The 25,214-nt window shown below is 35.6% G+C and carries 19 protein-coding genes; 14 read left to right on the forward strand and 5 right to left on the reverse strand.

The features are described from left to right. Window positions 1-46 precede the first annotated feature (46 nt). A complete protein-coding gene (locus AC0OM3_RS06470; protein WP_474211195.1) occupies window positions 47-7,519 on the forward strand; it encodes a DUF7507 domain-containing protein in 7,473 nt (2,490 codons plus the stop codon). A 45-nt stretch (window positions 7,520-7,564) separates the two neighbouring features. On the opposite strand, the gene AC0OM3_RS06475 is transcribed toward AC0OM3_RS06470, so the two are convergent. Continuing rightward, window positions 7,565-8,122 carry a CatB-related O-acetyltransferase gene (locus AC0OM3_RS06475; RefSeq protein ID WP_000966299.1) on the reverse strand — a complete coding sequence of 186 codons (558 nt, stop codon included), beginning with the start codon at window positions 8,120-8,122 and terminating at the stop codon, window positions 7,565-7,567. A 110-nt stretch (window positions 8,123-8,232) separates the two neighbouring features. On the opposite strand from AC0OM3_RS06475, the gene AC0OM3_RS06480 reads away from it, so the two are divergent. The 8 genes from AC0OM3_RS06480 to AC0OM3_RS06515 all read left to right on the forward strand — a co-directional run bounded on the left by AC0OM3_RS06480 (window position 8,233) and on the right by AC0OM3_RS06515 (window position 13,502). Continuing rightward, complete coding sequence (locus AC0OM3_RS06480) at window positions 8,233-8,574, forward strand: ASCH domain-containing protein (protein WP_001268365.1); 342 nt, start codon at window positions 8,233-8,235, stop codon at window positions 8,572-8,574. Continuing rightward, the gene (locus tag AC0OM3_RS06485; protein ID WP_000620833.1) at window positions 8,571-8,966 is read left to right on the forward strand and encodes an NUDIX hydrolase; all 396 of its coding nucleotides are present in this window, start codon (window positions 8,571-8,573) and stop codon (window positions 8,964-8,966) included. Before AC0OM3_RS06480 ends, AC0OM3_RS06485 begins: the two co-directional genes overlap by 4 nt. A gap of 86 nt (window positions 8,967-9,052) precedes the next feature. Next, complete coding sequence (locus tag AC0OM3_RS06490) at window positions 9,053-9,673, forward strand: acetate uptake transporter (RefSeq protein ID WP_000070938.1); 621 nt, start codon at window positions 9,053-9,055, stop codon at window positions 9,671-9,673. Between the two features lie 308 nt (window positions 9,674-9,981). Further along, on the forward strand, window positions 9,982-10,425 hold the full coding sequence (locus tag AC0OM3_RS06495; protein WP_001062755.1) for a flavodoxin: 444 nt from the start codon (window positions 9,982-9,984) through the stop codon (window positions 10,423-10,425). Window positions 10,426-10,441: 16 nt separating this feature from the next. Further along, complete coding sequence (locus AC0OM3_RS06500; protein WP_061884465.1) at window positions 10,442-11,341, forward strand: WD40/YVTN/BNR-like repeat-containing protein; 900 nt, start codon at window positions 10,442-10,444, stop codon at window positions 11,339-11,341. A gap of 215 nt (window positions 11,342-11,556) precedes the next feature. Further along, window positions 11,557-11,757 carry a cold shock-like protein CspB gene (gene cspB, locus AC0OM3_RS06505; protein ID WP_001179150.1) on the forward strand — a complete coding sequence of 67 codons (201 nt, stop codon included), beginning with the start codon at window positions 11,557-11,559 and terminating at the stop codon, window positions 11,755-11,757. Window positions 11,758-11,944: 187 nt separating this feature from the next. Continuing rightward, window positions 11,945-12,790 carry an exonuclease gene (locus tag AC0OM3_RS06510; RefSeq protein ID WP_000786428.1) on the forward strand — a complete coding sequence of 282 codons (846 nt, stop codon included), beginning with the start codon at window positions 11,945-11,947 and terminating at the stop codon, window positions 12,788-12,790. A gap of 364 nt (window positions 12,791-13,154) precedes the next feature. After that, window positions 13,155-13,502: a hypothetical protein gene (locus tag AC0OM3_RS06515; protein WP_000227979.1), complete on the forward strand. Its 348-nt coding sequence runs from the start codon at window positions 13,155-13,157 to the stop codon at window positions 13,500-13,502. A 311-nt stretch (window positions 13,503-13,813) separates the two neighbouring features. On the opposite strand, the gene AC0OM3_RS06520 is transcribed toward AC0OM3_RS06515, so the two are convergent. Continuing rightward, entirely contained in the window at window positions 13,814-14,905 is a 1,092-nt protein-coding gene (locus AC0OM3_RS06520; protein ID WP_000345055.1) for a DUF3900 domain-containing protein, read from the reverse strand. A 115-nt stretch (window positions 14,906-15,020) separates the two neighbouring features. Next, on the reverse strand, window positions 15,021-15,350 hold the full coding sequence (locus AC0OM3_RS06525) for a hypothetical protein (protein ID WP_000283713.1): 330 nt from the start codon (window positions 15,348-15,350) through the stop codon (window positions 15,021-15,023). Window positions 15,351-15,780: 430 nt separating this feature from the next. Here AC0OM3_RS06525 and AC0OM3_RS06530 point away from each other — a divergent pair, with 430 nt between their 5' ends. After that, window positions 15,781-16,692, forward strand: a complete 912-nt coding sequence (locus AC0OM3_RS06530) for a VanW family protein (protein ID WP_000488974.1) — start codon at window positions 15,781-15,783, stop codon at window positions 16,690-16,692. A 213-nt stretch (window positions 16,693-16,905) separates the two neighbouring features. Further along, window positions 16,906-17,814, forward strand: a complete 909-nt coding sequence (locus AC0OM3_RS06535) for a VOC family protein (RefSeq protein WP_474211196.1) — start codon at window positions 16,906-16,908, stop codon at window positions 17,812-17,814. A gap of 47 nt (window positions 17,815-17,861) precedes the next feature. Here AC0OM3_RS06535 and AC0OM3_RS06540 read toward each other — a convergent pair whose 3' ends face one another. Continuing rightward, on the reverse strand, window positions 17,862-18,380 hold the full coding sequence (locus AC0OM3_RS06540; RefSeq protein ID WP_061884463.1) for a GNAT family N-acetyltransferase: 519 nt from the start codon (window positions 18,378-18,380) through the stop codon (window positions 17,862-17,864). A 290-nt stretch (window positions 18,381-18,670) separates the two neighbouring features. Here AC0OM3_RS06540 and AC0OM3_RS06545 point away from each other — a divergent pair, with 290 nt between their 5' ends. Both AC0OM3_RS06545 and colA read left to right on the forward strand, forming a co-directional pair. Then, on the forward strand, window positions 18,671-19,348 hold the full coding sequence (locus AC0OM3_RS06545) for an MgtC/SapB family protein (protein WP_000109731.1): 678 nt from the start codon (window positions 18,671-18,673) through the stop codon (window positions 19,346-19,348). 202 nt (window positions 19,349-19,550) lie between these two features. Beyond that, the gene (gene colA, locus AC0OM3_RS06550; protein WP_199717647.1) at window positions 19,551-22,466 is read left to right on the forward strand and encodes a collagenase ColA; all 2,916 of its coding nucleotides are present in this window, start codon (window positions 19,551-19,553) and stop codon (window positions 22,464-22,466) included. A gap of 378 nt (window positions 22,467-22,844) precedes the next feature. Here colA and AC0OM3_RS06555 read toward each other — a convergent pair whose 3' ends face one another. Continuing rightward, window positions 22,845-24,098: an ATP-binding protein gene (locus AC0OM3_RS06555; RefSeq protein WP_474211197.1), complete on the reverse strand. Its 1,254-nt coding sequence runs from the start codon at window positions 24,096-24,098 to the stop codon at window positions 22,845-22,847. Between the two features lie 633 nt (window positions 24,099-24,731). Here AC0OM3_RS06555 and AC0OM3_RS06560 point away from each other — a divergent pair. Continuing rightward, a complete protein-coding gene (locus tag AC0OM3_RS06560; RefSeq protein ID WP_000773515.1) occupies window positions 24,732-25,172 on the forward strand; it encodes a hypothetical protein in 441 nt (146 codons plus the stop codon). The last annotated feature ends 42 nt before the right edge of the window (window positions 25,173-25,214 follow it).

The following is a 25,214-nucleotide window of genomic DNA, read 5'->3' on the forward strand; positions in this document are numbered from 1 at the left end:
TTATAGTATAGAGCACTTTTTACTATAAATGAAATGAGATGATTACGTGCCTTTTTTGAATCGCTTTACGACAACAGTAACTGGTGCCGTCACGTTCACTGGGAACACGTTAGGACTTAGTCCCACATCGCCTGCACCAGGTAATATTTTTGGTACACTTGCTGTTTTTACAACGGTAAATACAGCGCTGCAAGTACCAGGGTTCCCAGCAGGTACAACGGATGACTGGCGATTGAATTCTTCAAGTGCAATTTTAAATCTTCCGGCAGGGAGTAGTATTTTGTATGCAGAGTTAGTTTGGGCAGGAACTTTCCGGACTGATACGGAAGATGTTTTACCATTTTTAAATGATAATATTACATTTACAACACCAGCAGGAACATTTTCTGTTACGCCAGACCCTGCTACCGCGCAGCAAGGTTCAGTAGGCAATCAGTTTTATTATGCTCGCTCTGCTAATGTAACGAATCTTGTTAGTGCGGGTGGGGCAGGGACTTATACGACAGGGGCCGTGCCAGCTACAAGAACTTCGGCTGATCCGACAATCAGTCGTTCAGCTGGATGGACGCTTGAGGTAGTGTATCAAAATGCAAGTTTACCACTTCGGAATTTGTCGGTATATGCAGGTCAAGAAATTATCGATGCTTCATCACCACCAGTTGATACTATCATTTCAGGATTTGCTACTCCGGGAACAGGAGCAGTTACAGGAAGAGTGCTCGTAACTGCTCAAGAAGGTGATTCCAACATTGTTGGAGATCAACTTCGCTTCGGCCCGAATGCAAATGCTACAATTGCATTATTCGGCCCGAGAAACCCTGCTAATAATTTCTTTCAGTCACAAATTTGTAACGACATTGGAGAGTTAGATACAACTGGAACGTTTGGAGAGTTGAATCAGCCGTTAGGGATAGCTTTGGCTGTCCGAAGACAAGGATGGGATATTACAAATGTAAATGCCACTTCATCATTAGTAAATAATCAAACGTCAGCAACAGTTCGATTCGTTACAAATGGAGATGGATACGCTGCAGCTGGTTTTGGTGTTCAAATTGATGCGACGGGTCCAATTATTAATCCTGTTAAATCAGTTGATAAAACAGTTGCAGGAGTTGGAGATATTCTCACCTATACAATTACTGTTCCGAATACAGGGACAGGAAGTGCAGATAACGTTGTATTACAAGACAGTATTCCAAACGGAACGACGTTTATAACTGGTAGTGTGACGGTAGGGGGAGTAGCGCAACCGAGCGCGAACCCAGCTAGTGGAATTAATTTAGGAACGATACCTAATAATGCGCAGAGAATTGTAACATTTCAGGTAAGGATCACGTCATTTCCAAATCCAAATCCAATTCCAAATCGTGCGGTGGTATCTTATCAATTCCGTCCTTTCGTAGGAAGCCCACTCGTTACAAGTACAGCTTCTTCAAATACAGTACAGACGATAATTAATCGTGCGAATGTAAGCTTACAAAAGTCTGTAGATTTGCAAACAGCAACAATTAATGACATATTAACGTATACAGTTAATGTGACGAATAATGGAAACATCACTGCGAACAATGTTATTTTTGTTGATAATATCCCTGCTGGAACAACATTTGTTCCAAATAGTGTTACGGTAAATGGAGTAGCGCGTCCAGGAGCAAATCCAGCAAGTAGTATTAATCTTGGGAGTATTAATGCCTCGCAAACGACTGTAGTCCGCTTTCAAGTTCGAGTAACATCTAATCCTCTTGTAAATCCAATTCCAAATCGTGCAAGTGCAACATTTACCTATACCCCAGTGCCTGGTCAAACACCAATTTCAGGTCAAGCGACAAGTAATACTGTATTTACTACAATTAATGTAGCTGATATAAGAACGCGAAAAACAGTAGATCGAGCTTTTGCAACTGTAAATGACGTTCTTACGTACACCGTTACAATTGAGAATACAGGAAATGTACTTGCGACGAATGTTGTTTTTCAAGATCCAATCCCAACTGGAACGACTTTTATCGTAAATAGTGTAACTATAGATGGGATTTCACAACCTGGAGCAAATCCGGCAACTGGGTTTACGATAGCAAATATTTCTCCAGGCGGAAGTAGGACGGTTACATTTCAAGTACGGGTTACATCTACGCCATCCGGAGGCACGATTGCGAATCGCGGAAATGTATCTGCTAATTTCGTTGTTATTCCGAATCAACCACCAGTGACGATTAATAGACAAACGAATACAGTTGTGACACAAGTTAATACAGGTGGTTTAAATGTAATAAAAGAAGTGAATACGACACAAGCGGCAGTAGGTGATACTTTAACATATACGATTGCCGTCCAAAATACAGGAAACGTTCCGTTAACAAACGTGTTTTTCCAAGACACTATTTCTCCCGCTGTCTCATTTGTTGCAAATTCTGTAACAATTAATGGCGTACCACAAAGTGGATTGAATCCAAATACAGGATTTTCTCTTCCGAATATTCCTGCGGCTCAAACAGTTGTAGTCACATTTGACGTATTAATTGTACAGGATCCAGAAAATGAAGATATTTTAAATCAAGCAAATGTAACAGCAAGTTTTCAAGTGGATCCGAGTGAACCACCCGTAACAATCAATGTTCCGAGTAACATTGTGAATACAACAGTACAATCAGGGAACTTTGAAGTTGTGAAATCAGTGAATACGGATGTTGCAACGGTAGGGGATGTTTTAGTATATACAATCGAAATCATAAACGCAGGTAGTGTACCAGCAACAAATGTATTTTTCCAAGATTCAATTCCACAAGGTACATTATTTATTGAAAACAGTGTCTTTGTGAATGGGGTCTTACGAGAAGGGGCAGATCCAGAATTCGGATTCCCATTAAATAATTTGCCTACTGGTGCGAGTGTAATTGTTACGTTTGAAGTATTAATTGATGACATTCCCCAAGGAAATAATGTCCTAAATAATGCGAATGTAACTGGAGATTTTCTTGTAAATCCCACAGAACCACCAATTACTGTAACGGTACCAAGTAATACTGTTATGACAGTCGTGAATTCTTCAGGGTTAAATGTGAGAAAGAGTGTAAGCGCTACTGAAGCAGGAATAGGAGATACGTTAACATATACAGTTCGTATACAAAATAGTGGAACGGTAGCAGCGACAAATGTATCATTTCTTGATCCAATTCCAGTTGGAACAACGTTTGTAACAAATAGTGTAACAATAAACGGAACATCTCAACCAGGTTTAAACCCAACAACTGGATTTCCACTTGCCAATATTCCAGTAGGAGGGATGGTAACAGTTGCTTTTCAAGTGACAATCACGAGTGTACCACCAAATAGAGTTCTTCCGAATACTGCGAATGTAACTGCGGATTTCCAAGTAAGCCCTCTCCAGCCGCCAATTACAATTGTAACGATTAGTAATATTGTTGTGACGCGAGTGAATGTAGGATCACTTAATGTAATGAAGAGTGTAAATACATCGCAAGCAGGAGTAGGAGATACGTTAACGTATACGATTCTTATTCAAAATACAGGAACTGTTCCTGCAACGAATATTATTTTTCAAGATCCAATTCCGTCTGGTACTGCCTTTGTAGCAAATAGTGTGACGATAAACGGAGTCGTGCAGCAAGGTGCGGATCCTATGGCAGGTTTCCCAGTACCAAATATTCCGGTCGGGCAAACATCTACGATTACGTTTCAAGTTACAGTGACGAGTGTTCCGAACGGTGGAAATATAAGAAACCAATCGAACGTTACTGCAAGTTTTCTTATAAATCCAGCAAACCCTCCAATAATGACTGTAACAAATAGTAATTTTGTAGTGACGCAAGTAAACACAGCACAGCTAAATATACAAAAATCTTCATCTGTACAACAAGCAGCACTTGGAGAAACTTACACGTATTCTGTAGTCATTCGAAATAACGGCACAGTAACAGCAACGAATGTTTCTTTTATTGATCCAATTGCTGCAGAGACAACATTTGTCGCAAATAGTGTAACGATAAATGGAGCGCCACAACCTGGATTTGACCCAAATGTTGGTTTCGCACTTCCGAATATTGCAGCTGGAACATCATTGACAGTAACGTTCCAAGTTATGGTAGTTGCACCGTCTACACGTGGAGCAGTATTAAATACAGCATCTGCTACAGCCACTTTTTTATTAAATCCTTTACAACCACCTGTAACAACATCGAATTCAAGTAATACAACGGTAGTTACAATACCGTTACCTCCTCCTGGTGAAGTAACAGCAACAAAAACAGTTGATGTTGCAACTGGGGCTGTTGGAGATGTATTAACGTATACCGTGCTCATTTCAAACGTAGGGATTATCCCTGTTACAGATGTATTCTTCCAAGATGTCATACCAGAAGGAACGACGTTTGTAGAAGGTAGTGTAACGATAGGTGGAGTGCAGCAACTTGGTTTAAATCCAGAAATAGGATTTACAGTTACGCCATTATTAATCGCTAGTGGAAGTATTGAGGTCACATTCCAAGTGACAATTACAGAAATTCCAGATAATGAAGTCATATTAAATGATGCGGACGTTACATTTACTTCACAACCAAATCCGCAGGAACCACCAATTACGGAAACGATATTAACGAATTTAGTCGTTACGACAATTAATATAGCGTTTATTTTTCCATTGAAACTAGTAGATAAGGAAGTAGCCACTGTAGGAGAAATATTAACGTATGATGTATTGATCTTTAATTTCGGAACAGTGCCAGCAACCAATGTTCAATTTATCGATACGACTTCTGCTGGTGTAGCGTTTATACCAGGAAGCGTGAGCATAAACGGGGTACCGGCACCAGGATTAGATCCTTTCATTGGTTTTACAGTTCCAGATATACCTGTAGATAGTTTTGCACGTGTCACATATCAAGAAGTGGTTACGAGCATACCAGAAGGTGGAACGATTGTTAACTTTGTAGACGTTACAGCGACATTTGCTGTAAGTGAAACAGAGCCGCCTATTACAGAAACAACGACAAGTAATACGACATTAACAGAAATTAATGAACCTGGTTTAAATGTTTTAAAATCAGTGAGTCAACCGGTTGTTGCAGTAGGCGATACAATTATATATACAACAGTCGTTCAAAATACAGGAACAGTGGTAGCGACGAATGTTCAATATAGCGATGTATTACCGGCCTCTATCACATTTGTACCAGATAGTGTAACGATAGACGGTGTGTTACAACCTGGGTTCAATCCGAACAATGGATTCCCGCTTCCAGATATAAATCCAGGTGAAAGTGTAGAAGTCACATTCCAAGTAACTGTTGTTAGTGTGCCAACAAACGGAACAATTGCCAATACGGCAAATGTAACAGGAAGTTTTGTATTAGTACCAGGAGAACCACCAGTTATAGTAACAGAGCCGAGCAATACAACACTTACTACTGTAAATAGAGGACAATTTAATGTTATAAAACAAGTAAATAGGGCTGCTACTCTCGTTGGAGATGTATTAACGTATACGGTTCAAATAACGAATACAGGAACAGTAACAGCTAATGATGTTCAGTTTATTGATACTATTTCAGCAGGAGCGTCATTTGTACCAAATAGTGTAACGATAAATGGAGCCCTGCAACCAAACTTAAATCCAATTACTGGATTTGGAGTTGGAGATATACCAGTTGGTGAAACGGTTATCGTGACGTTTCAAGCGATAGTTACAAACATCCCGTCATCAGGAACAATTACGAACGTTGCAAATATAACAGGAAGCTTTACTTTAGTACCAGGAGAGTCACCGGTTGTAGTAACAGAGCCGAGTAATACGACGATAACAAGAATAAATAGAGGGCGTTTTAGCGTTATAAAATCTGTAAATAAAGAAGCAACACGTTTAGGAGATACGTTAACGTATAGTGTGCAAGTTACAAATACGGGAACGGTAACAGCAACGAATGTTCAGTTTATTGATGTCCCATCACCTAGTTTAGAATTCGTTCCTGGAAGTGTACAAATAAATGGGATTCCGCAAGTAGGTTTAAATCCATTTGTAGGCTTTTCATTATCGGATCTTGCAGTAGGGGATAGCGTATTAATTACATTTGAAGTAAATGTAATCGCAGTTCCGCCGTCTAGTAGCATTATGAATACAGCAAGAGTAACGGGTGATTTCGAATTGATTCCAGGAGAACCTCCGTCTACAATTACAAATTCAAGTAATACGACGGTTACGCCGATAAATAGAGGCAGCTTAGAAATGCTAAAAGAAGTAGACCATTCAGTTGTTGGCGTAGGAGAAACGGTAACGTATACTGTTCGTATATTAAATACTGGTACTGCTGATGCAATGAATGTTCAATTTATCGATGTACTATCTCAGGAAGCTGATTTCGTACCAAATAGTGTAACGATAAATGGGGTTCCACAACCGGGGTTAAATCCGCAGATTGGATTTACGATACCAGATATTCCAGTTGGTGAGACGGCACTTGTAACATATGAAGCTACGATTACAAGTTTTCCGGATGGTGGAACAGTAGTAAATGTTGCTGGAGCGTTAGCAGAATATATTTTAGTACCAGGAGAGCCGCCAGTTACATTGATGGACACGAGCAATACAGTTATTGTAACGGTAAATACTGCAATCTTATTTGTTGCAAAAGGAGCAAACTTTGAAGTAGCGATGGTAGGGGATGTTGTCACTTACGGAATTGCCGTTATAAATGATAGTACAGTTCCTGTGACCAATATTGTGTTAACAGATATCATTGATCCGAATACGCTATTTATAAATGGCACGGTAACGGTAAATGATGTACCTTTTCCATTCGCTAACCCGAATACTGGTATTCCGTTAGGTGATTTTCAGCCAAATGATGCAGCAATTATTAATTTCCAAGTTGTCATAACAGGAGAACAAATAAATAATTTAGTTACAAATACTGCTACAGCGAATGGGCTCGCAACTGTAAATCCGAATGAGCCGCCAGTAGTAGTTGAAGGTGATAGTAATACAGTTGTTATCCCGTTTATTCCTCAAAATGTCTCAACGACAGTCGTAAAAACGGCAGACCATCAAACAGCAACGATTGGAGATGTTATTACGTTTACGACAGTTATTACAAATACGGGGGATACAGCAATACAAAATATTCGTTTTCAAGATATGTTAGATAGTAGTGTTCGATTTGTCCTTGGAAGTGTAACTGTTGATAATACGCCAGTGTCAAATGTAAATCCAGTATCAGGATTTCTTATAGGAAGTTTAAATCCGGGTGAGGCACAGACAGTTTCGTTCCAAGTAGTAGTGGAGAGAGCACCAAGCGGTTCAGGGAATTATATAAACCAAGCGAGTATTCGTTTCGAACATCAAGTAGGCACAGTATTGCCACCTGTTACACAAATGGTAGAAAGTAACATAGTTGTTATTCCATTTGTTCCAACGATAGAACAAATTTGTGAAACGAATCTTAATTGCTTAGGGAAAATTCCTTTTCAATGTTCTCCGTGTAATCATTTGCAAATAAATAAAAAATAAATACAGAAAGAGCATCCGGAAAAAAGGATGCTCTTTCTGTATTGATCATGTAGATTCTTTTTTGGGTGAGGTGAAAAATTCGTCGATTTTGTCGGAGAGTAGTAATGGAATGGCTCCTTTTATAACAGAAATGTCCCAGTCCCACCATGCGAGATTCTCTAGTTTGTCAATCGTTTCTTGCGGGAAACGATATCGAACAAATTTTGCAGGATTACCAGCTACAATTGCATACGGGGGTACATCTTTTGTAACAATGCTCCTGGCGCCGATAATGGCCCCGTTACCAATTGTAACACCAGATAAAATGCAGGATTGATAACCAATCCATACATCATTGCCAATTACGATATCACCTTTTGAAGAAGGGTGACCAGTAATATGTGCTCCTTCATCAAAAAGTGCATTAAATGGATAAGTTGTTATCCAGTCTGCTCGATGTTCACCGCCAAGTATGAAAACGACTTCTTCTGCTAAGGAACAAAACTTACCTATTTTTAATTTTGTTTCATCGTTCCAAGAAAAAATGGTTGGCCCTACTTTACTATAAGTATAATCACCAATATCATATTTATTATATTCAGGTTTTTGATTTAAATATAACATGCTTCTTCAGCCTCCTTTCTCAATTAAGCGATACGTATGGAATATTATATGCAAGATGTAGTAATGTGAACTGTATTAATAGGTGAAATGAACAAAAGGGAGTGGGATGTATGCGATACGAAATGGGTTTATATAATAAACCGTTTCAGTCAATTCAATCAGGAAAAAAAGTATATGAAGTACGCCTATACGATAAAAAACGTCAACTAATAAACAAAGGCGATGAAATCGTATTTACGAATCTTACGACGACGGAAATGATGACGGTAAAAGTAACGGAAATAAAGCGATACGAGAGCTTTAAATCTATGTATGAACAAATTGATAAAAAATTATTGGATTGTGAGAATGATAGTTTAGAGGAAATGTTAGAAAGTACATACAAAATATATACGAAAGAACAAGAAAAAGAGTGGGGAACAGTCGCGATTCGTATTGAGGAAATAAAATGATAAGAAATCGCGGGGCGGCTATCATTGTACAGGAAGGGAAAATTGCTCTTATAAAACGTATTCGAGAAGAGGAAACATATTATGTTTTTCCTGGCGGAGGGGTTGAGGAAGGTGAAACGCCTGAAGAGGCAACGAAAAGAGAGGTATATGAAGAATTAGGGCTACATATAAAAGTGGAGCACCTTATTGCAAAGGTAAAATATAAAGGAAATGAATATTATTATGATGCCTATATTACAGGCGGAGTGTTCGGAAGTGGAACAGCTGAGGAATTTCAGCGGGAAGGTAGAGGAAGTTATATTCCGTTATGGCTACCGATAAACGAGTTGGAAAAAGTGAATATAAAGCCTTATGAAGTGGTCGGAAATATATTTAATCATTATAAAATATAACGTCTGACAACATACAAAAAAAACCATTGACATAGGCTTCTGATTTAAGTATTGTATTCGAGTATGTTTATAATCAGGAGGTTTATATGAGCAATCAAACTACTACACATCATGTGAAAATGACAACAGCGGATCCATCTGGAATTGGTCTATTTGGATTAGCGATGGTAACACTTGTAGCATCATCTCAAAAGTTAGGCTTAACAGATGGCGTTTCACTTGTATTACCGTGGGCAATCTTTTTAGGAGGATTTGCACAAATCTTTGCTTGCATTCACGATGCAAAGCATAACAATACATTCGGTACGACAGCATTTGGTGCGTACGGCCTATTTTGGTTAGGTGTTGGAATGACTTGGTTAATTCAACTTGGAGTATTTGGCGAAAAATTAGCACAAGCTGCAGATTCAAAACAGCTTGGTGTAGCCTTTATCGGATATTTGATTTTCACAATCTTTATGACGATTGGTGCAATGGAAACACATAAAGTATTATTTATGATCTTTGTCCTTATTGATTTCTTATTTATTGGTCTTTCATTAAGTACTTTAGGTGTTATGCCGCACGCAATGCATAATTTAGCAGCATATTCTGAACTTCTTATTTCATTATTATCTTTCTATGGTTCAGCAGCAGCAGTGTTAAATACACACTTTGGAAAAGTTGTTTTACCAGTAGGAAAGCCTTTTGGTATTTTTAAAAAGTAATAAAAAAGCACAGATGATTGTATAGTCATCTGTGCTTTTTTATTTATCCCGCTATTTGCCGGACAGTAAGACCCCCCACCTCAAAATTCAGTGGAAGCAAAGAAGTTAGGTGAGGGCCCTGCTGCCCGTAAAAGTCCGATTGGTTCAACTAATAATGAGTGGGGGATGAACAAAACTCCTACTCATTAAAGTTTCACTTTATTTGAAATAAGTAATGTAAATAAAAGTAGAAAAAATCAATTGAAATTGATTCTCATTATTAATATAATGAGAATGAGAATCATTTATTGTAAGAGGGGGATGCCGAAGTGGCGAAAATTTTAATAGCTTATGCAAGTATGTCAGGAAATACAGAGAGTATTGCTGATTTAATAAAAGTTAGTTTAGATGCTTTTGATCATGAAGTAGTATTGCAAGAGATGGAAGGCATGGATGCTGAAGAATTATTAGCTTATGATGGAATCATTTTAGGATCTTATACGTGGGGAGATGGTGAACTACCATTTGAAGCGGAAGATTTCCATGATGACTTAGAAAATATAGATTTATCAGGGAAAAAAGTAGCGGTATTCGGATCAGGAGATACGGCGTATGAACTGTTTTGTGAAGCGGTAACGATATTTGAAGAGAAACTTGTAGAACGTGGTGCAGAGCTTGTACAAGAAGGATTGAAAATTGAATTAGCTCCAGAAGATGAAGAGGATGTTGAAAAATGCAGTAATTTTGCAATTGCATTTGCTGAGAAGTTCTAAGAATGGGAGTGTCAACGTGGAGACAATGTTAAGTGCAACTGCTATTACAAAGTTAAGAGATGGAAAACTGTTGTTAGCTACTACATATAATGGCTTATTTATTGAACAAGACGGAGAATGGAAACGAATTTTAAATGGTTTTCAAAAACGAATTAGGGATTTACATAGCGAAGATAATGTAGTTTATGGTGTAGGTGACGAAGGGATTTTTATTCGTAGTATGAATGGTGGAGAGAACTGGACAATTCAGCGTTTTCCAACAAAAGCAACGAGTTGGAATGTATGTAGCAATGTACAAGGAACTGTCATTGCTCATGGAGAAAAAACGCTGTATCTTTCTAATAATTTCGGTTCGACATGGGAGACTATTCATCCGTTTCTTGAGTATGGCAGTGCGGCACCGTCTATTCGATCGTTATTTTTATATAAGCATTACTTATTTATTGGTACGAAAATACATGCTAAATATGGTGGTGTTTGGCTCTTTGATTTGAAGACACGTAAATTAAAGAGGATTAAAATTGCGATGAATCAAATGATCTCCGCGTTGACTTTACACAATTCTTATTTAGTAGCGGCAAGTGGATCGTGCAAGGGAGTTAGCGGGAATATTTCTTATTGTAAAATAGATGAAAGTATTGTGAGTGAAAAAATATATTGGCATACATGTCAAAGTGAGCAGAAAGCAAGTAGTTATTTAGACTTAAGTGTAGATCAACATGTTTTATATACAACTTCAACACAAAATAAGGCGGGTATTAGTAGTGTGTGCCGTGTGCTTCTTGACGAAGGTATTGTTACAGTATGTGATTCAGTTAAAGGGCACGGATGGCGCATTGTTAATCAAAAAGATGGTTATGTAGTAGCCGGATCAGGCGAATTAAAAGCAATGCAGTGGGAACGAAAAATAATTTAAGAAAAAAACTTTACTTTTATTATATTGATATGATATAGTATATTTAAACCATTTTACTTTTAATAATATAGAGATTTAAATGAGCTGTAACTTCCGAGGAGGATAGCAATGTTAAATCTCCTCAGGGGTTGCAGTTTTTTAATATCTGGCTTATTATTGTAAGGTGGTTGAAAATGAATATGTACATATAGGTACATTGTAGGAGGATTTTTTTCATGCAAAACGGTAAAGTAAAATGGTTTAACTCAGAAAAAGGTTTCGGTTTCATCGAAGTTGAAGGCGGAGAAGACGTATTCGTTCATTTCTCAGCTATCCAAGGCGAAGGCTTCAAAACTTTAGAAGAAGGTCAAGAAGTTACTTTCGAAGTAGAACAAGGTAACCGTGGACCTCAAGCTACTAACGTAAACAAGAAGTAATTTTTGAAAAAAGAAGGGCTCGCCCTTCTTTTTTTTTGCATTTTTATAGATGTCCTCCTACTTACATATCATAACAAGACTGAATTTTCATTTATTTTTTTGGGTATTTTTGTATAAAGTACATGAATAAATAAATACTGAAAATAAAGTGTTTGTGTGAAAAGGAATTTAGAAAGAGGTAAATAAATTGAAAAACGCTACACATTACATTGTGTTTGATATTGAGAGGAATTTCAGACCGTATAAATCAGAAGATCCGTCAGAAATAGTTGATATCGGAGCTGTAAAAATAGAAATAGGTACAATGAAGATAATCGAAGAATTTTCGGAGTTAGTAAAACCAAGTGCACGATTAACTCGTCATACAACAAAATTAACCGGTATTACGAAGAAAGATTTAATGGGTGTAGAAAAATTCCCTCAAATTATAGAGAAATTTATTCAGTTCATCGGCGAAGATTCTATATTTGTTTCATGGGGAAAAGAAGATTATCGTTTTCTATCTCATGATTGTACATTACATGGTGTTGAATGCCCAAGTATAGAAAAAGAAAGTAGAATTGATTTGCAAAAATTTGTTTTCCAAGCATATGAGGAATTGTTTGAACATACGCCAAGTTTACAATTTGCGGTAGAACAGCTCGCTTTAACGTGGGAAGGGAAACAGCACCGTGCTTTAGCAGATGCCGAAAATACAGCAAATATACTTCTTAAAGTGTATAGTGAGAGAGATATTAATAAGCGATACAAAAGACATGGTGAACTTGAACTTGTAAAAAACGGAAAACTAACAGAAAAAGCGAAAAAAAAGATGCGAAAATGGGTGTTTAAAGAACTAAAGAAAGATACAGAACGCCTTTTTGAATGGAGTACATTTGAAAGTAGTGACACGTGGGAAAGTATAACGGAAAGATATTATATAAGTGAAAATACAGTAGAACTGCTGAAAAAACATTTTCGTACGGCGGTTAGAAAAGCGGAAAGGCAGATTAGATACTTGGCTGAAATGGAGGAGAATACAGAGGTTAAATGAATTTCTTCTCCATCTCTAACTACATACATGTAATAACAGCGTATTGATATTAAATAGGCATCAACTTGTTGTTGTGATTGCGCATTATAATTGCTTAGGGAGTGTTAAGACGTAATAAGAGTTTTAAACCGTATTAATAAAATAAAAATATATATAAAGAAAAGAGTGTAGTTTAATGGAAACAATCTTTAACATTTTAACTGTTTTAGTTTTTGGGATAATATTTACCACACAATTAGCATTAACTACACTTTCTTTCATAGTAAAGAAGAATTGGAAAAAACTTAATATCTCTTTAAGTTGTGGTGTATTAAAGTTTAAAATAGAAGAGTAAGATTGAGTTTTGTACAAGGGAGGTGTGGTAGTGGTAGACTTGGATATTAAAGATGTCACAGTAAAGATGGAATTAAACGGTGTCTTTTGGAATGAGGATGGGATTGCTGAAATGAAGGTGACTACAAAAGAAGAGCATTCTTTTATTCTTCGTCTAGTAGTTGATTTAGAAAGTAAAACTATTAGGGCGACGAGTGCGGAAATAGTGAATGGATTCTGCCCTCTGTGCAAACAGAAAAAGGACGAATGTAGTGAACTTAATGACTTGCAAAACAAAATGGAAATTTTAGAAGAAGCCTACGATTGGGTAAGAGAACATCCGGAATATCGTTTTCAATTATCTTTTTACGAGTACAATAAATTTGAGGTAGTGAAGTGAAGTTTTAATTTTGAGAACATACATAGTGACTAAAAGGAACAACATAAAAAACTTATAGAAGGGTTTAATCAACTAGAAATATTGAAGCAGATATCTTTAATGGAAATACGCTTGTATAACAAGGAAAGAATCTACTTGATTCTGCAACAAATTTCATCTTAGATTAAAAAATTTTAAACATAAACATATTTTGCTATAAAGCAGAGCAACCGATTCTTAGTAGAATCGGTTTTTAATATAAATGTCAACTAAGTCTAAAATAAAAGAGCGCTTGTTAAAAGCGCTCAGTAAAAATAGTTATATGGAAGTATTTATTCAATACCGCTCGGATCAAACGAATACTGCTGCTTATTCTCAATCCGCTCAATCACATCTTGCAGCTCATCTGGCTTCAGAAACTCAATAGGAGAGAAGCCTTTTTCAAACGTAAGTGTGTCTGCTTCAATCATAAGTACATATCGGTCATTTACCTTCGCAATATGTATTTGATCCCCGAAATCAGCAAGCAGGGCCTTTACAGAGATATGGTCTGCTTTTAGCTTTAATTCCACTTCAGGAGCGTGCTCGACGATTTGAGCGGTTGCTTCCATTACCTCTTCGGTTGAAAATTGTTCCATAATTTCGCGTTTCGGACTGGCAGCCCATACTTCCATCGCTTGGTCGAATTGTTCGCGTTCTTCCGTACCTTCTTCAAATACATCTTCAATTTGGTCGTATACCATGTCCATTACCTGTGTTTTCATAATTTCAGGCATAGAGCGTTCATATTCGACAAATTTTAAGAAGTCTTCGAAGTAGCGGGCATGTGATGCTTGGTGTATTTTTAGTTCGCCTACTTCAACCATACCTTCTTCAGGCATGTACGGATATTGGATAGATTTCATATTCTTTGTTGTGATGGCCATTTCAACGTTACGAATCAGTGTTGATTCATCAGAAATAGAAGCCACCTTTGGTTCGAAGTCACATTTCATTACGAATACGAATGGATCATCAAAGTATTTGCGTAGTTTTGCCTGTGCAATTAAAAATACACCTCCGCGTACAGCGCTTGTGTCAAGATATGTATAAACGAGAGGTTCGCTCATATCTTTAAAGCTTTCCTTTGTTTCTGCAAAGCGAATACGATTAAAAAGGTTGTAATGAGGGTTTGAATCCAGTTCGTGTCCTTCTTCTACAATAAAGCGACCAATCTTTGTTGGGGCTTGTTCTGTTTTTGCATGACGTTCTACTTTTCGCTTTGATATTTTTAATAACTCACCATTCAAAAATTCTTTTAATGAGCTATCTTCATATTCTTCAGCGTCTAAAGTTTGAAAATGTTTGTAGCGTTTATCAACTGCTTCACCTTTTCCTTCTACTTGTACAACATAAAAGGAAAGATAATTTATTTCAAAATCCATATTTATCACCTTGTTTCATTTCATTAACTCTTATCAGTATAGAGATGGAAAAAACTTTCGTCAATTTATATAAGGAAGGGGGAGCCCCTTCCTTATATAATTTTTATTTTCTCGATTAAAATCCGTCTTCTAATGCTGCGAATGGAATGTTTAGTCTGTTTTCTACTGTGCGTAAACGTTGGTTTAAGCGGTTTAGTCTACGTGTATGGCGCTCAACTGTATTTTCTAGTCGACGTACTCTTTGTTCAAGCTCATTTACGCGTCTTTCTAATTGACGATTTCCAGTGCCAGGAAAAGAGATTGGAAGTTGGAATTGTCTATTTTGGTCATATGAATTCGTTTGCTCTGCTTGATCTATATAAGATTGGTATTGTGCTTGTAAGTCATACTGTGGTTGTTGGTACGCATATTGATTATATGGATCATATGGATTGTAGGGATACATAATAACATCCTCCATTTCTTTAAAATAGGTTGAATTCACCATAATGTATGTGCAAAAGCGGAGCGGTGACACGGCAAATACCTATTTATATTGAGGGATTTCTCTTTATCGTGCTATTTGCTGGGCAGTAAGACCCCCACTGATTAAAGTTTCACTTTATAAAAAATAGCTTGAGGGTTTTTAATTTGTATTTCTTTTGGTTAATGGTATATACTGGATAAAAGGGGAGTTTACATAAAAGTTACAATTCTATCAAGCTCAAACTTTTATGTAAATATGTATAGACATTTGTAAAAGAAAAGAGTAATTTATATAGAGTGAAAAATAACTTGTAACATTTTATAAACATATTGTAAAATGATTGTAACAAAACATACATAAAAATGAAATAAATACATAATAGTGATGTTGGGGAAAGGGAGAGAGTATATTGTTCCGTAAAGTAAAGGGTATATTAGTTGGGGTGTTATGTGTAGCTATAATGAGTGGCTGTGGTGCAAAAGTAAGTGATGTTGCATTGGTAAGTGATATTGGTGGGCACACTGTAGAGGCTAAAGCAGAAGTGCAGAATACTATTAGTTTAGTTGATGGTCGAACTGGTACTGAAGTGAAAAAATTAGATTTATCTAGTTTAGGCTATTTTGAAGATGAAGCGAAATTTAAAAAGTCTGTAACAAAGGTTGTTGGTGAGGTTGGAAAAAGCGTCGACAAAAAAATGGTTCCTTCACGTATAGCACCTGATGGAAGTTGGCAAGAAGGAAAACCTTCTTATGAATTAATGGAAAAAGAATTAGTAGATAAATTGTTAAATGTTGGTATGTGGGATGCTACGTATCAGTTGCCGATCGTGGAGAAAAAACCAGTCGCAACATTAAGTGATGCGCAAGGAAATGGTACGGTAATTGGTAGATATGAAACGAACTTAGGTGGTTCAACAGGTGGCCGTATTGAGAATATTCGTTTGTCAGCAGCGAGCATAAATGGAGTTGTGCTAGCAAAAGGAGACCGTTTCTCTTTTAATTCATTAATCGGTGATACAACACCAGATAAAGGATATCAATTAGGGAAAGAAATAGTTGATGGTAAATTAGTAGATGGATATGGCGGTGGTGTTTGTCAAACATCTTCAACTTTATACAATGCAGCAGATCAAGCTGGCCTGAAAATGGTGGAGAGAACTACACATTCTAAAACGGTAGGTTATGTTCCACAAGGAAGAGATGCTACAATTGCATATCCATATTTAGATTTAGTATTTGAAAATACGAATGATGCACCTGTGAAGCTTTATATGGGCATTCAGGGTGGAAAGCTAGTTGCTGAAGTACATAAAATGAGATAAGAGTTAAAAAGCCACCTTTTCTAAAAGTTAAAATGAAGTGCACCCCAATTGTTAGACACAGTCTAACAATTGGAGGTGCATTTTTTATTATGAAAATAAAAATGTATGTAAATTCTGACTTTTATTATTTACATAGGATGATTTTACTTGTATCCTTCATAGTAACGGTTATATGTAATGGGAAAATATAGGGATAAGGAGATGAAGTTATTCATGGTACAAATTCATCCGAAAACACGTATTGGTCATGTTGAATTTAAAGTGAAAGATTTAGAGCGTCAAATTGCTTTTTATGAAAATGTTGTAGGCTTAGAAGTAATTAAGCAAGAGGAAAATAAAGCATATTTATCTGGAAAAGGTGGAAAGAACGCGTTACTTGTTCTTGAAAAGTTAGAGGAAGGGGTACTGCAAGAACCGCGTACGACTGGTATATATCATGTAGCCTTTTTAGTTCCGACTCGTGAAGCTTTTGCTTCTGCGCTATTTGGGGTTCTTCGTAATAAGAATGTAATTGACAGCCCGGCTGAGCAAGAAGGGCGTTATACATATTCAAATGAAATTTTACCAATTTCAAGGTTTAATAGTGCAAGTGATCATACATATAGCGAAGCTTTTTATTTGCAAGATTTAGAGGGGAATGGTATTGAAATTTATGCAGACCGTCCGCGCGATCGATGGGGAGAAGGGCCAGGAGGAAGTACACCACTTGATTTAAAAGAATTGGCAACACTTGTTGATTATGAGTTTGCTGGTTTGCCTGCTAATACTGTCGTTGGGCACGTACATTTACGAATAGCTAATGTAGAGAAATCACATGAATTTTATGTGGAAACAGTAGGTTTTGAAGTACAACAGCGTGAAGAGGATTGCTTATTTATTTCAGCAGGGGGATATCATCACCATATTGGTGCAAATACGTGGAACGGAGTAAACAATCCACATCCACCAGTACATGCAACTGGACTAAAGGTATATGCGATTGTACTACCGCATAAAGAAGCATTAGATGAAGTGAAAGAAAGATTAATAGAAAAACAACATGAAATAAATGAAACTACAAATGGGTTTGCGGTGGAAGATCCAAGTGGTATTACAGTGCAGTTTGAAATAGAAGCAGTGTAAAAGAAGCGAGAAAGTGTATAATCACTTTCTCGCTTTTTTGTGATCATTCATAGCTCAATCCAATATCTTCTTACTACATTCCCATCTTCCTCAGTGAAATCATCATCACGAATCCCGCCGTTATGTAAAATTGTTTTTTCAGAAGCGGTATTCACTGCGTCGCAAACGACAAGTACTTTCGTGATGTCTAATTCCTTCGTTTTTTCTAATGATAATGCTAGTAACTTCGTAGCATAACCTTTTCTTCTTTCAGAAGGGCGAATGCCATAACCAATATGACCGCCAGCGTTAAATAAATGTTCGGTTAAACTATGACGTATATTAACAACTCCCACAATTTTATTTTCATCTGTAACAAGCCAATATGTAGAGTCTGGTACCCAAGTTTCAGGGATATTTATTCCGTTATGCGCATCGAGAAGTTCTTGAACCATAGCTGGGAAGTTGGCAGGATTTTTTGAGATAACCCACGGGATCATTTTTTCATCGCTATCTTTCCATTCGTTATAGAAATCTAAGTATTCTTCTTGTAAATCAGTAGTAGGTGTAAGTAACGAGACGTTCATTGTTAGTAAGCTCCTTTATTTATGTAGTTTTTATAAAAAATTATGACAAAAAATGAAAGCGTTTTCCATAATTTCTCAACCTAATTTCATGTAATCCACCTTTGGTTTTTTAGAAAATTAGTGAAGGTTTAAAATTAGGAGTTATTTATTTTATGTTAATATTTAAAATATTAACATAAAACGGTCGGAGTATTAAGTTTATTTTAGTGATATTCTTTCATGTTGATAAATGGATATTTGTGATAATTTTTGTTTTATCTATCTATAATGAATGAAAGGGGGAAGTGCCCGTGAGTGTAGATTTTGATTTTATTATACGAATCGGTGTTGCTGGCTTGTTAGGAGCAATGATTGGTATTGAAAGAGAAATTCGATCGAAAGAAGCTGGATTAAAGACTCATTTCCTCGTAGCGGTAGGAAGTGCGTTAATAATGGTTGTTTCGAAATATGCCTTTTCAGATATTGTGTATGAAGAGCATACGTCTCTAGACCCAAGTCGGATTGCAGCGCAAGTCGTTAGTGGAGTTGGTTTTTTAGGTGCAGGCACAATTATTATTCAAAAGCAGGCGGTGAAAGGATTAACGACCGCGGCTGGTTTATGGGCTACTGCCGGCATAGGATTAGCAATTGGAGCAGGAATGTATGTAGTAGGCATTGGAGCGACGATTCTCGTTTTAATTGGTTTAGAAATTGTAAGTCGTATTTTTAAGGTGCAATTTTTATTTCCACAAAATATTACAGTGCAAATGTTTGTAAACAAACATGAAGCGGTACAACAAGTATTGGAAACACTACAAGTGAAAGGCATCCCAATACTCTCATATGAGGTGGAAGCTTCACAGCAAGGTACAGAAACTGTTTATAAGATAGGGATGCAACTGAAAAATATATCGTCAGAAGAACAGAATGAGTTTATTCAGCATATGCAAACATTACCGGAAGTTACGTTTATAAAGTTAAAATCATAGTGTTGAAAATGAGGATAGATGTAGCAGGAATTTTGCTATTATCTATCTTTTTTTGATATAAAATGTACGGAAAGTCAAGCGTTAATTTTACATGGAATGAATACATGTGTGAACGTTACCTTATTTTTTCTCAATACAGGACATAAAGTGAAAATAGTAAAATAATGGAGCGGGACACTAAAAATGTAAGGTAGGGGAGAGCATGAAAGGCTATTCAAAGAAAATGTTAGTAGGGGTAAGTTTTGCTAGTTTAATGTTAGGGAGTTTTCAAGGGGGAAGTTTGGCAGAAGATACTAAGGGAGAGCAAGTTTCTTATCGAAATGTGCTCAAAATGGAGCCAGTCGGTGTACAACTACTAGTACAAGAATTAGCTCATTCATCGAAAGTGCTCGAAAGCAAGTCTTTTGAGAAAAGGCTACAATTTGCCGATTTATCACAAAGACCACCTGAGGTGAAAAAAGAAAGTAAGCAATTAGCTGTAGCGAAAACTTATACAATTGCTGAATTAAATCAATTAAGCAATCAGCAGTTAGTAGATTTACTTGTAACAATTGATTGGGAGCAAATTACGGGGCTATTTCAGTTTAATACAGACAGTCTAGCATTCTATCAAAATGATAGTAGGATGCAGGCGATTATTGATAAATTGAAGCAGCAAGGACAAGCCTATACGAAGGATGATTCAAAAGGGATTGAGACATTAGTGGAGGTATTACGTTCAGGATTTTATTTAGGATTTTATAATTCGGAACTTAGTAAATTAAATGAACGGGGTTATCATGATAAATGCTTACCCGCATTAAAAGCGATAGCTAACAACTCAAATTTCAAGCTGGGTACATTAGAGCAAAATAGAGTGGTATCATCATACGGAAAGTTGATAGGAAACGCTTCGAGCGATGTGGAAACGATAACATCGGCTGCAAAGATTTTTAAACAATATAATGATAATTTTTCTACATTAGTAGATAATCTTTCAGCTGGAAATGCTATTTACGATATTATGCAAGGTATTGATTACGACATTCAATCGTATTTGTACGATACGAGGAAAGAACCGAAAGATACAGTATGGTATCAGAAAATAGATAGTTATATTAATGAACTAAGTCGTTTTGCATTAATGGGAACGATTACAGAAAAAAACGGTTGGCTTATTAATAATGGCATTTATTATACAGGTAGACTCGGTATGTTCCATAATACAGGAACGAAAGGGTTACAAGTTGTAACAGATGCGATGAAAATTTACCCGTATTTAGGGGAGCAATATTTCGTAGCTGCTGAGCAAATCGCAACGAATTATGGCGGAAAAGATGCAAATGGTAACGTGGTGAATTTAGATCAAATAAGAGAAGAGGGAAAGAAAAAATATTTGCCAAAAACGTATACGTTTGATGATGGGGCAATTGTTTTAAAAGCTGGAGATAAAGTGACAGAAGAAAAAGTAAAACGTTTATATTGGGCGGCAAAAGAAGTGAAGGCACAATTCCATCGTACGGTTGAAAGTGATCAACCTTTAGAAAAAGGAAATCCTGATGATGTATTAACGATGGTTATTTATAATAGCCCAGCAGAATATCAATTTAATCGTCAATTGTACGGTTATGAAACGAATAACGGTGGTCTTTATATAGAAGGTACAGGTACGTTCTTTACTTATGAGCGTACGCTAGAAGAAAGTATTTATAGTTTAGAAGAATTATTCAGACACGAGTTCACGCATTATTTACAAGGTAGATATGAAGTACCAGGGTTATGGGGACAAGGGAAAATATATGAAAATGAAAGGTTATCTTGGTTTGAAGAAGGGAATGCTGAATTTTTTGCAGGGGCAACGAGAACGGATAATGTTGTACCGAGAAAGAGTATTATAGGAGGATTATCTTCAAATCCAGCAGAGCGTTATACGGCAGAGCGAACGTTAAATGCAAAGTATGGAACGTGGGATTTCTATAATTATTCCTTTGCTTTACAATCGTATATGTACAATAAGAGATATGATATGTTCGATAAAATACATGATCTTATTAGGAAAAATGATGTAACAGCATATGATGCATATCGCTCTACATTAAGTAAAGATGCGAATTTAAATAAAGAATATCAAGATTATATGCAAATGCTAGTTGATAATCGTGAGAAATATAATGTGCCATTAGTATCAGACGATTATTTAGCGAATCATGCATCGAAGCGAGTTTCAGATATTGCGGCAGAAATAACAGCGGAAGCAAAATTGAAAAATGTATCAGTGAAGAAAAATAAATCACAGTTCTTTAATACATTCACACTACAAGGAACATATACAGGAACTACAGTAAAAGGAGAATATGAAGATTGGAAAACAATTACACAAAACGTTAATGATACGTTAAAACGTTTAAGTGCAAAGGAATGGACAGGCTATAAAACAGTAACAGCATACTTCGTAAATTATCGCGTGAATGCATCAGGACAATTTGAATATGATGTTGTGTTCCACGGTATTAATACAGAAGAAGGTGCAGAGAATAAAGCACCAGTTGCAGTTATAAACGGTCCGTATAGTGGAAATGTAAATGAAGCAATTTCATTTAAAAGCGACGGATCAAAAGATGAAGATGGGAAAATTACTTCATATAAATGGGAGTTTGGTGATGGAGCAGTAAGTAATGAGCAAAATCCAATTCACGTATATACAAAAGAAGGAACGTATACGACGAAATTAACGGTAACAGACGATAAAGGAGCAACTAATACTGCTACAGCGACTGTAACTGTTCAAAAGAAAGAAGATAACAGTGTAGAAAAAGAACCGAATAACTCATTCCAAACAGCAAACAAACTGCAGTTAAATCAAGTTTTACGTGCTAGTTTAGGAAATGGCGATACAAGTGACTTCTTTGAAATTAATGTGGAGACTGCTAAAAATCTTCAAATTAACGTAACGAATGAAAATAATATTGGAATGAACTGGGTACTTTATTCTGAAGCAGATTTAAATAATTATGTTACGTATGCTCAGCAACAAGGGAATAAACTAGTAGGTAGTTACTACACGTATCCTGGAAAATATTATTTACATGTGTATCAGTATGGCGGGGGGACAGGGAATTATACGGTGGAAGTGAAGTAGTAAAAGGGTAGTTGCCTTTTTCAATGAATGGAAAAAGGTCTGTACTTTAATGAAAAAACAACTGCAGGAAATGTCCCTAATGATAATAACAAATTAAGTGTCGCGAGATATTATATTTACATTAAACAAGTCTAATCAGTAAATGAGATAAAATCGATGAACTAATATTTCATCACGATGTAAGAAAAGTTATAAATATTAAGTGTTTTTAATTGAATTAAACTAAAGGATCAGAGTATATCTGTAACAATAGATAAGCTCTGATCCTTATTAGTTTTAATTAACACACATAAATTTAAGATAATTAATAAATAAGCTAGCTAACGGGATTCTTAAAATGCGCTTATGTAATTAACTAAACAGAAAATTGTTATCACGTTAGCAAGGGATACTAATAGAAAAGCGTGTCCCTTTCCCTAATTCACTCTCTATTTCTATATCTCCGTTTAATTCTCTAATAATACTATAAGCAATCATAGTACCAAGCCCAGTTCCTTTTTCTGTTGTTGAATAGAATGGCAAAGCAATTCGTTTTATTTGTTGAGATGACATCCCAATTCCTGAATCAATAATATCAATTATGATATTTCCTTTTACTTTTTGTATATTTATTTGTAATAATCCACCATTTTTCATAGCTTCAATTCCGTTTTGGATGATGTTGTTTAGACAGAGTTTGAATTTTTTGGGGTCCCCATTTATATAAAAGGAATCTGTACTATTTTGTTTGATTTCAACTTTGTATGATAGAGCGAGTGGTGAAATAGTATCTTTCACCTGATTTAAAATGTGATTAATATCTATTTTTTCTTTTAGGGTGTTCTGTGGTTTGGTTAAAGATAAATAGTTATTAATAGTAGATTGTATTTGCTGCATTTCAATTAACATGATTTCTAAGTATTGATCCTGAGAAGGCTTAGAGGCATGTTTTTCATTTAATAATTGAGTGAATCCATGTACCGTGGTTAGTGGATTGTGGATTTCGTGTGCAATTGAAGCTGCTAGTTCGCTAGCTATATAAAATTTTTCAGCCCGTTGCAGTTTTTCTTTCATTTTATATTTCTCAATCATCTCCTCTATAAAATAAACTGATAATAATAATGTGAAAATATTAATGACTATATAATTTAATAAAAATTCTATGAGAGTAGAGTCTATTTTACCTCCTGTATTTATTTGAGTTACAATACCGCAAATAGAAAGTGAAGCTGTACATACTAAAATAAGAAGTAAGCTAAGTGATATCTTTTTTTCTTTAAAATACATAGGTAATAAGTAACGAAAGAGCATTGTTATACCCAAAATAATAGTGAAGATAATAAATGATGGAAGAACGCCATTTCCGCCTAAGTAAAACCGATAAGAAAGATATAAAATTCCTATAAAAACAATGTTTTTTGTATTTCCATATAGAAAAACCAATATTATAGGAATAAAACGTAAATCATAAATAAATCCGACATGTAAATGAAAAGGAAAAGTCATACAAAAAATAATAGCAATGGAGGAAAGGATAGAAAATAACATATTATTACATGTTATTTTTTCTTTAAACTCTAGCCAAAATACGTGATAGCTAAGGATACAAATTATTATAATAAAGGTATTTAATAAAAGAGTAGAAATTCCCATAGTTTTGCATCTCCGATAGTTTGTAAGTAGAATTATGTATGAGTTGGACATAGATGTTTAGTATTAGTAGACTTTTTATCTAAAAAAGGAAGGGTACTTGAAAAGTGCTGTTATATTACTCGTATTAAAATTGATAAGGAAAATAGAAAAAAATAATAGATAAAAAATCTATTTAAATTTATGTACATATGAAATCATAAACTAACTTTTGTATAGGTGAAATTTGGATTGAGTTACTGATAAAATAAGTCTTTTTAAGTATGAATATTCTGTGAAAATGATATGCGTGGTGACTCCTGTTTTGTAGCCTTCGTTATATTAACATGGAATATATCAAATTACAAAGTGAAATTTTAGAAAAATTTTATTAGTACATTTTATCTGAAATAGAAATGCTATTTATTTGATTATTTTGGTACTTACTCGTATAAAACTTTGTTAGAAAAAGACTTTAAAATTTACATGTTTTTTATGAAGTGTAATATTGTAGCTTTATCTATGTGGCTTTCTCAATAACTATTAAGGTGAAAGGTTAAAATATATAGGTTTATAGATATGAATTATTACATAAAAACGCACTTAAAAAAGGATGTATGATGGTAATAGAATACAAACATCAAGGGGGAACTTAAAATGAAGTTAAATAAACTAGTGCTTAGTTGTGGAGTAGTTTCAGCATTAACACTTGGTGTGTTAGGGAATAATACTTATGCTGAAGAAGTACACAAAACGAATGATCCAATTCATTTAGTTGAACATGTTTCTGCAGACTTATTATTAACTCAAACAATGGATTATAGCGGCGAGGCTGTAACTTCTTTCGTATATGATGGGAGTACTGACTTAAGCTTCTCTATGAAAAATAATGGTCAAAATACAATGGGATATAGTGTAAAAGGTCCAAATACAGAGCTAATTGTTGGTGGTTATATAAAACCTGGAGAACAACAAATTAATGTTACAAATGTACGGAATGCTTTATCTCCATTACCGAATGGAACATATAAAATTTACGTTTCAAATGATGATGGTTCTAAGGGGCAATTCCAAGTTTCAGTAAGATCTATGAATTAAATTTAAAACGCTTTGTTTTTAAGTTAATTTAATCTTTGCTTA

The organism is Bacillus sp. FAU20, assembly GCF_056033865.1.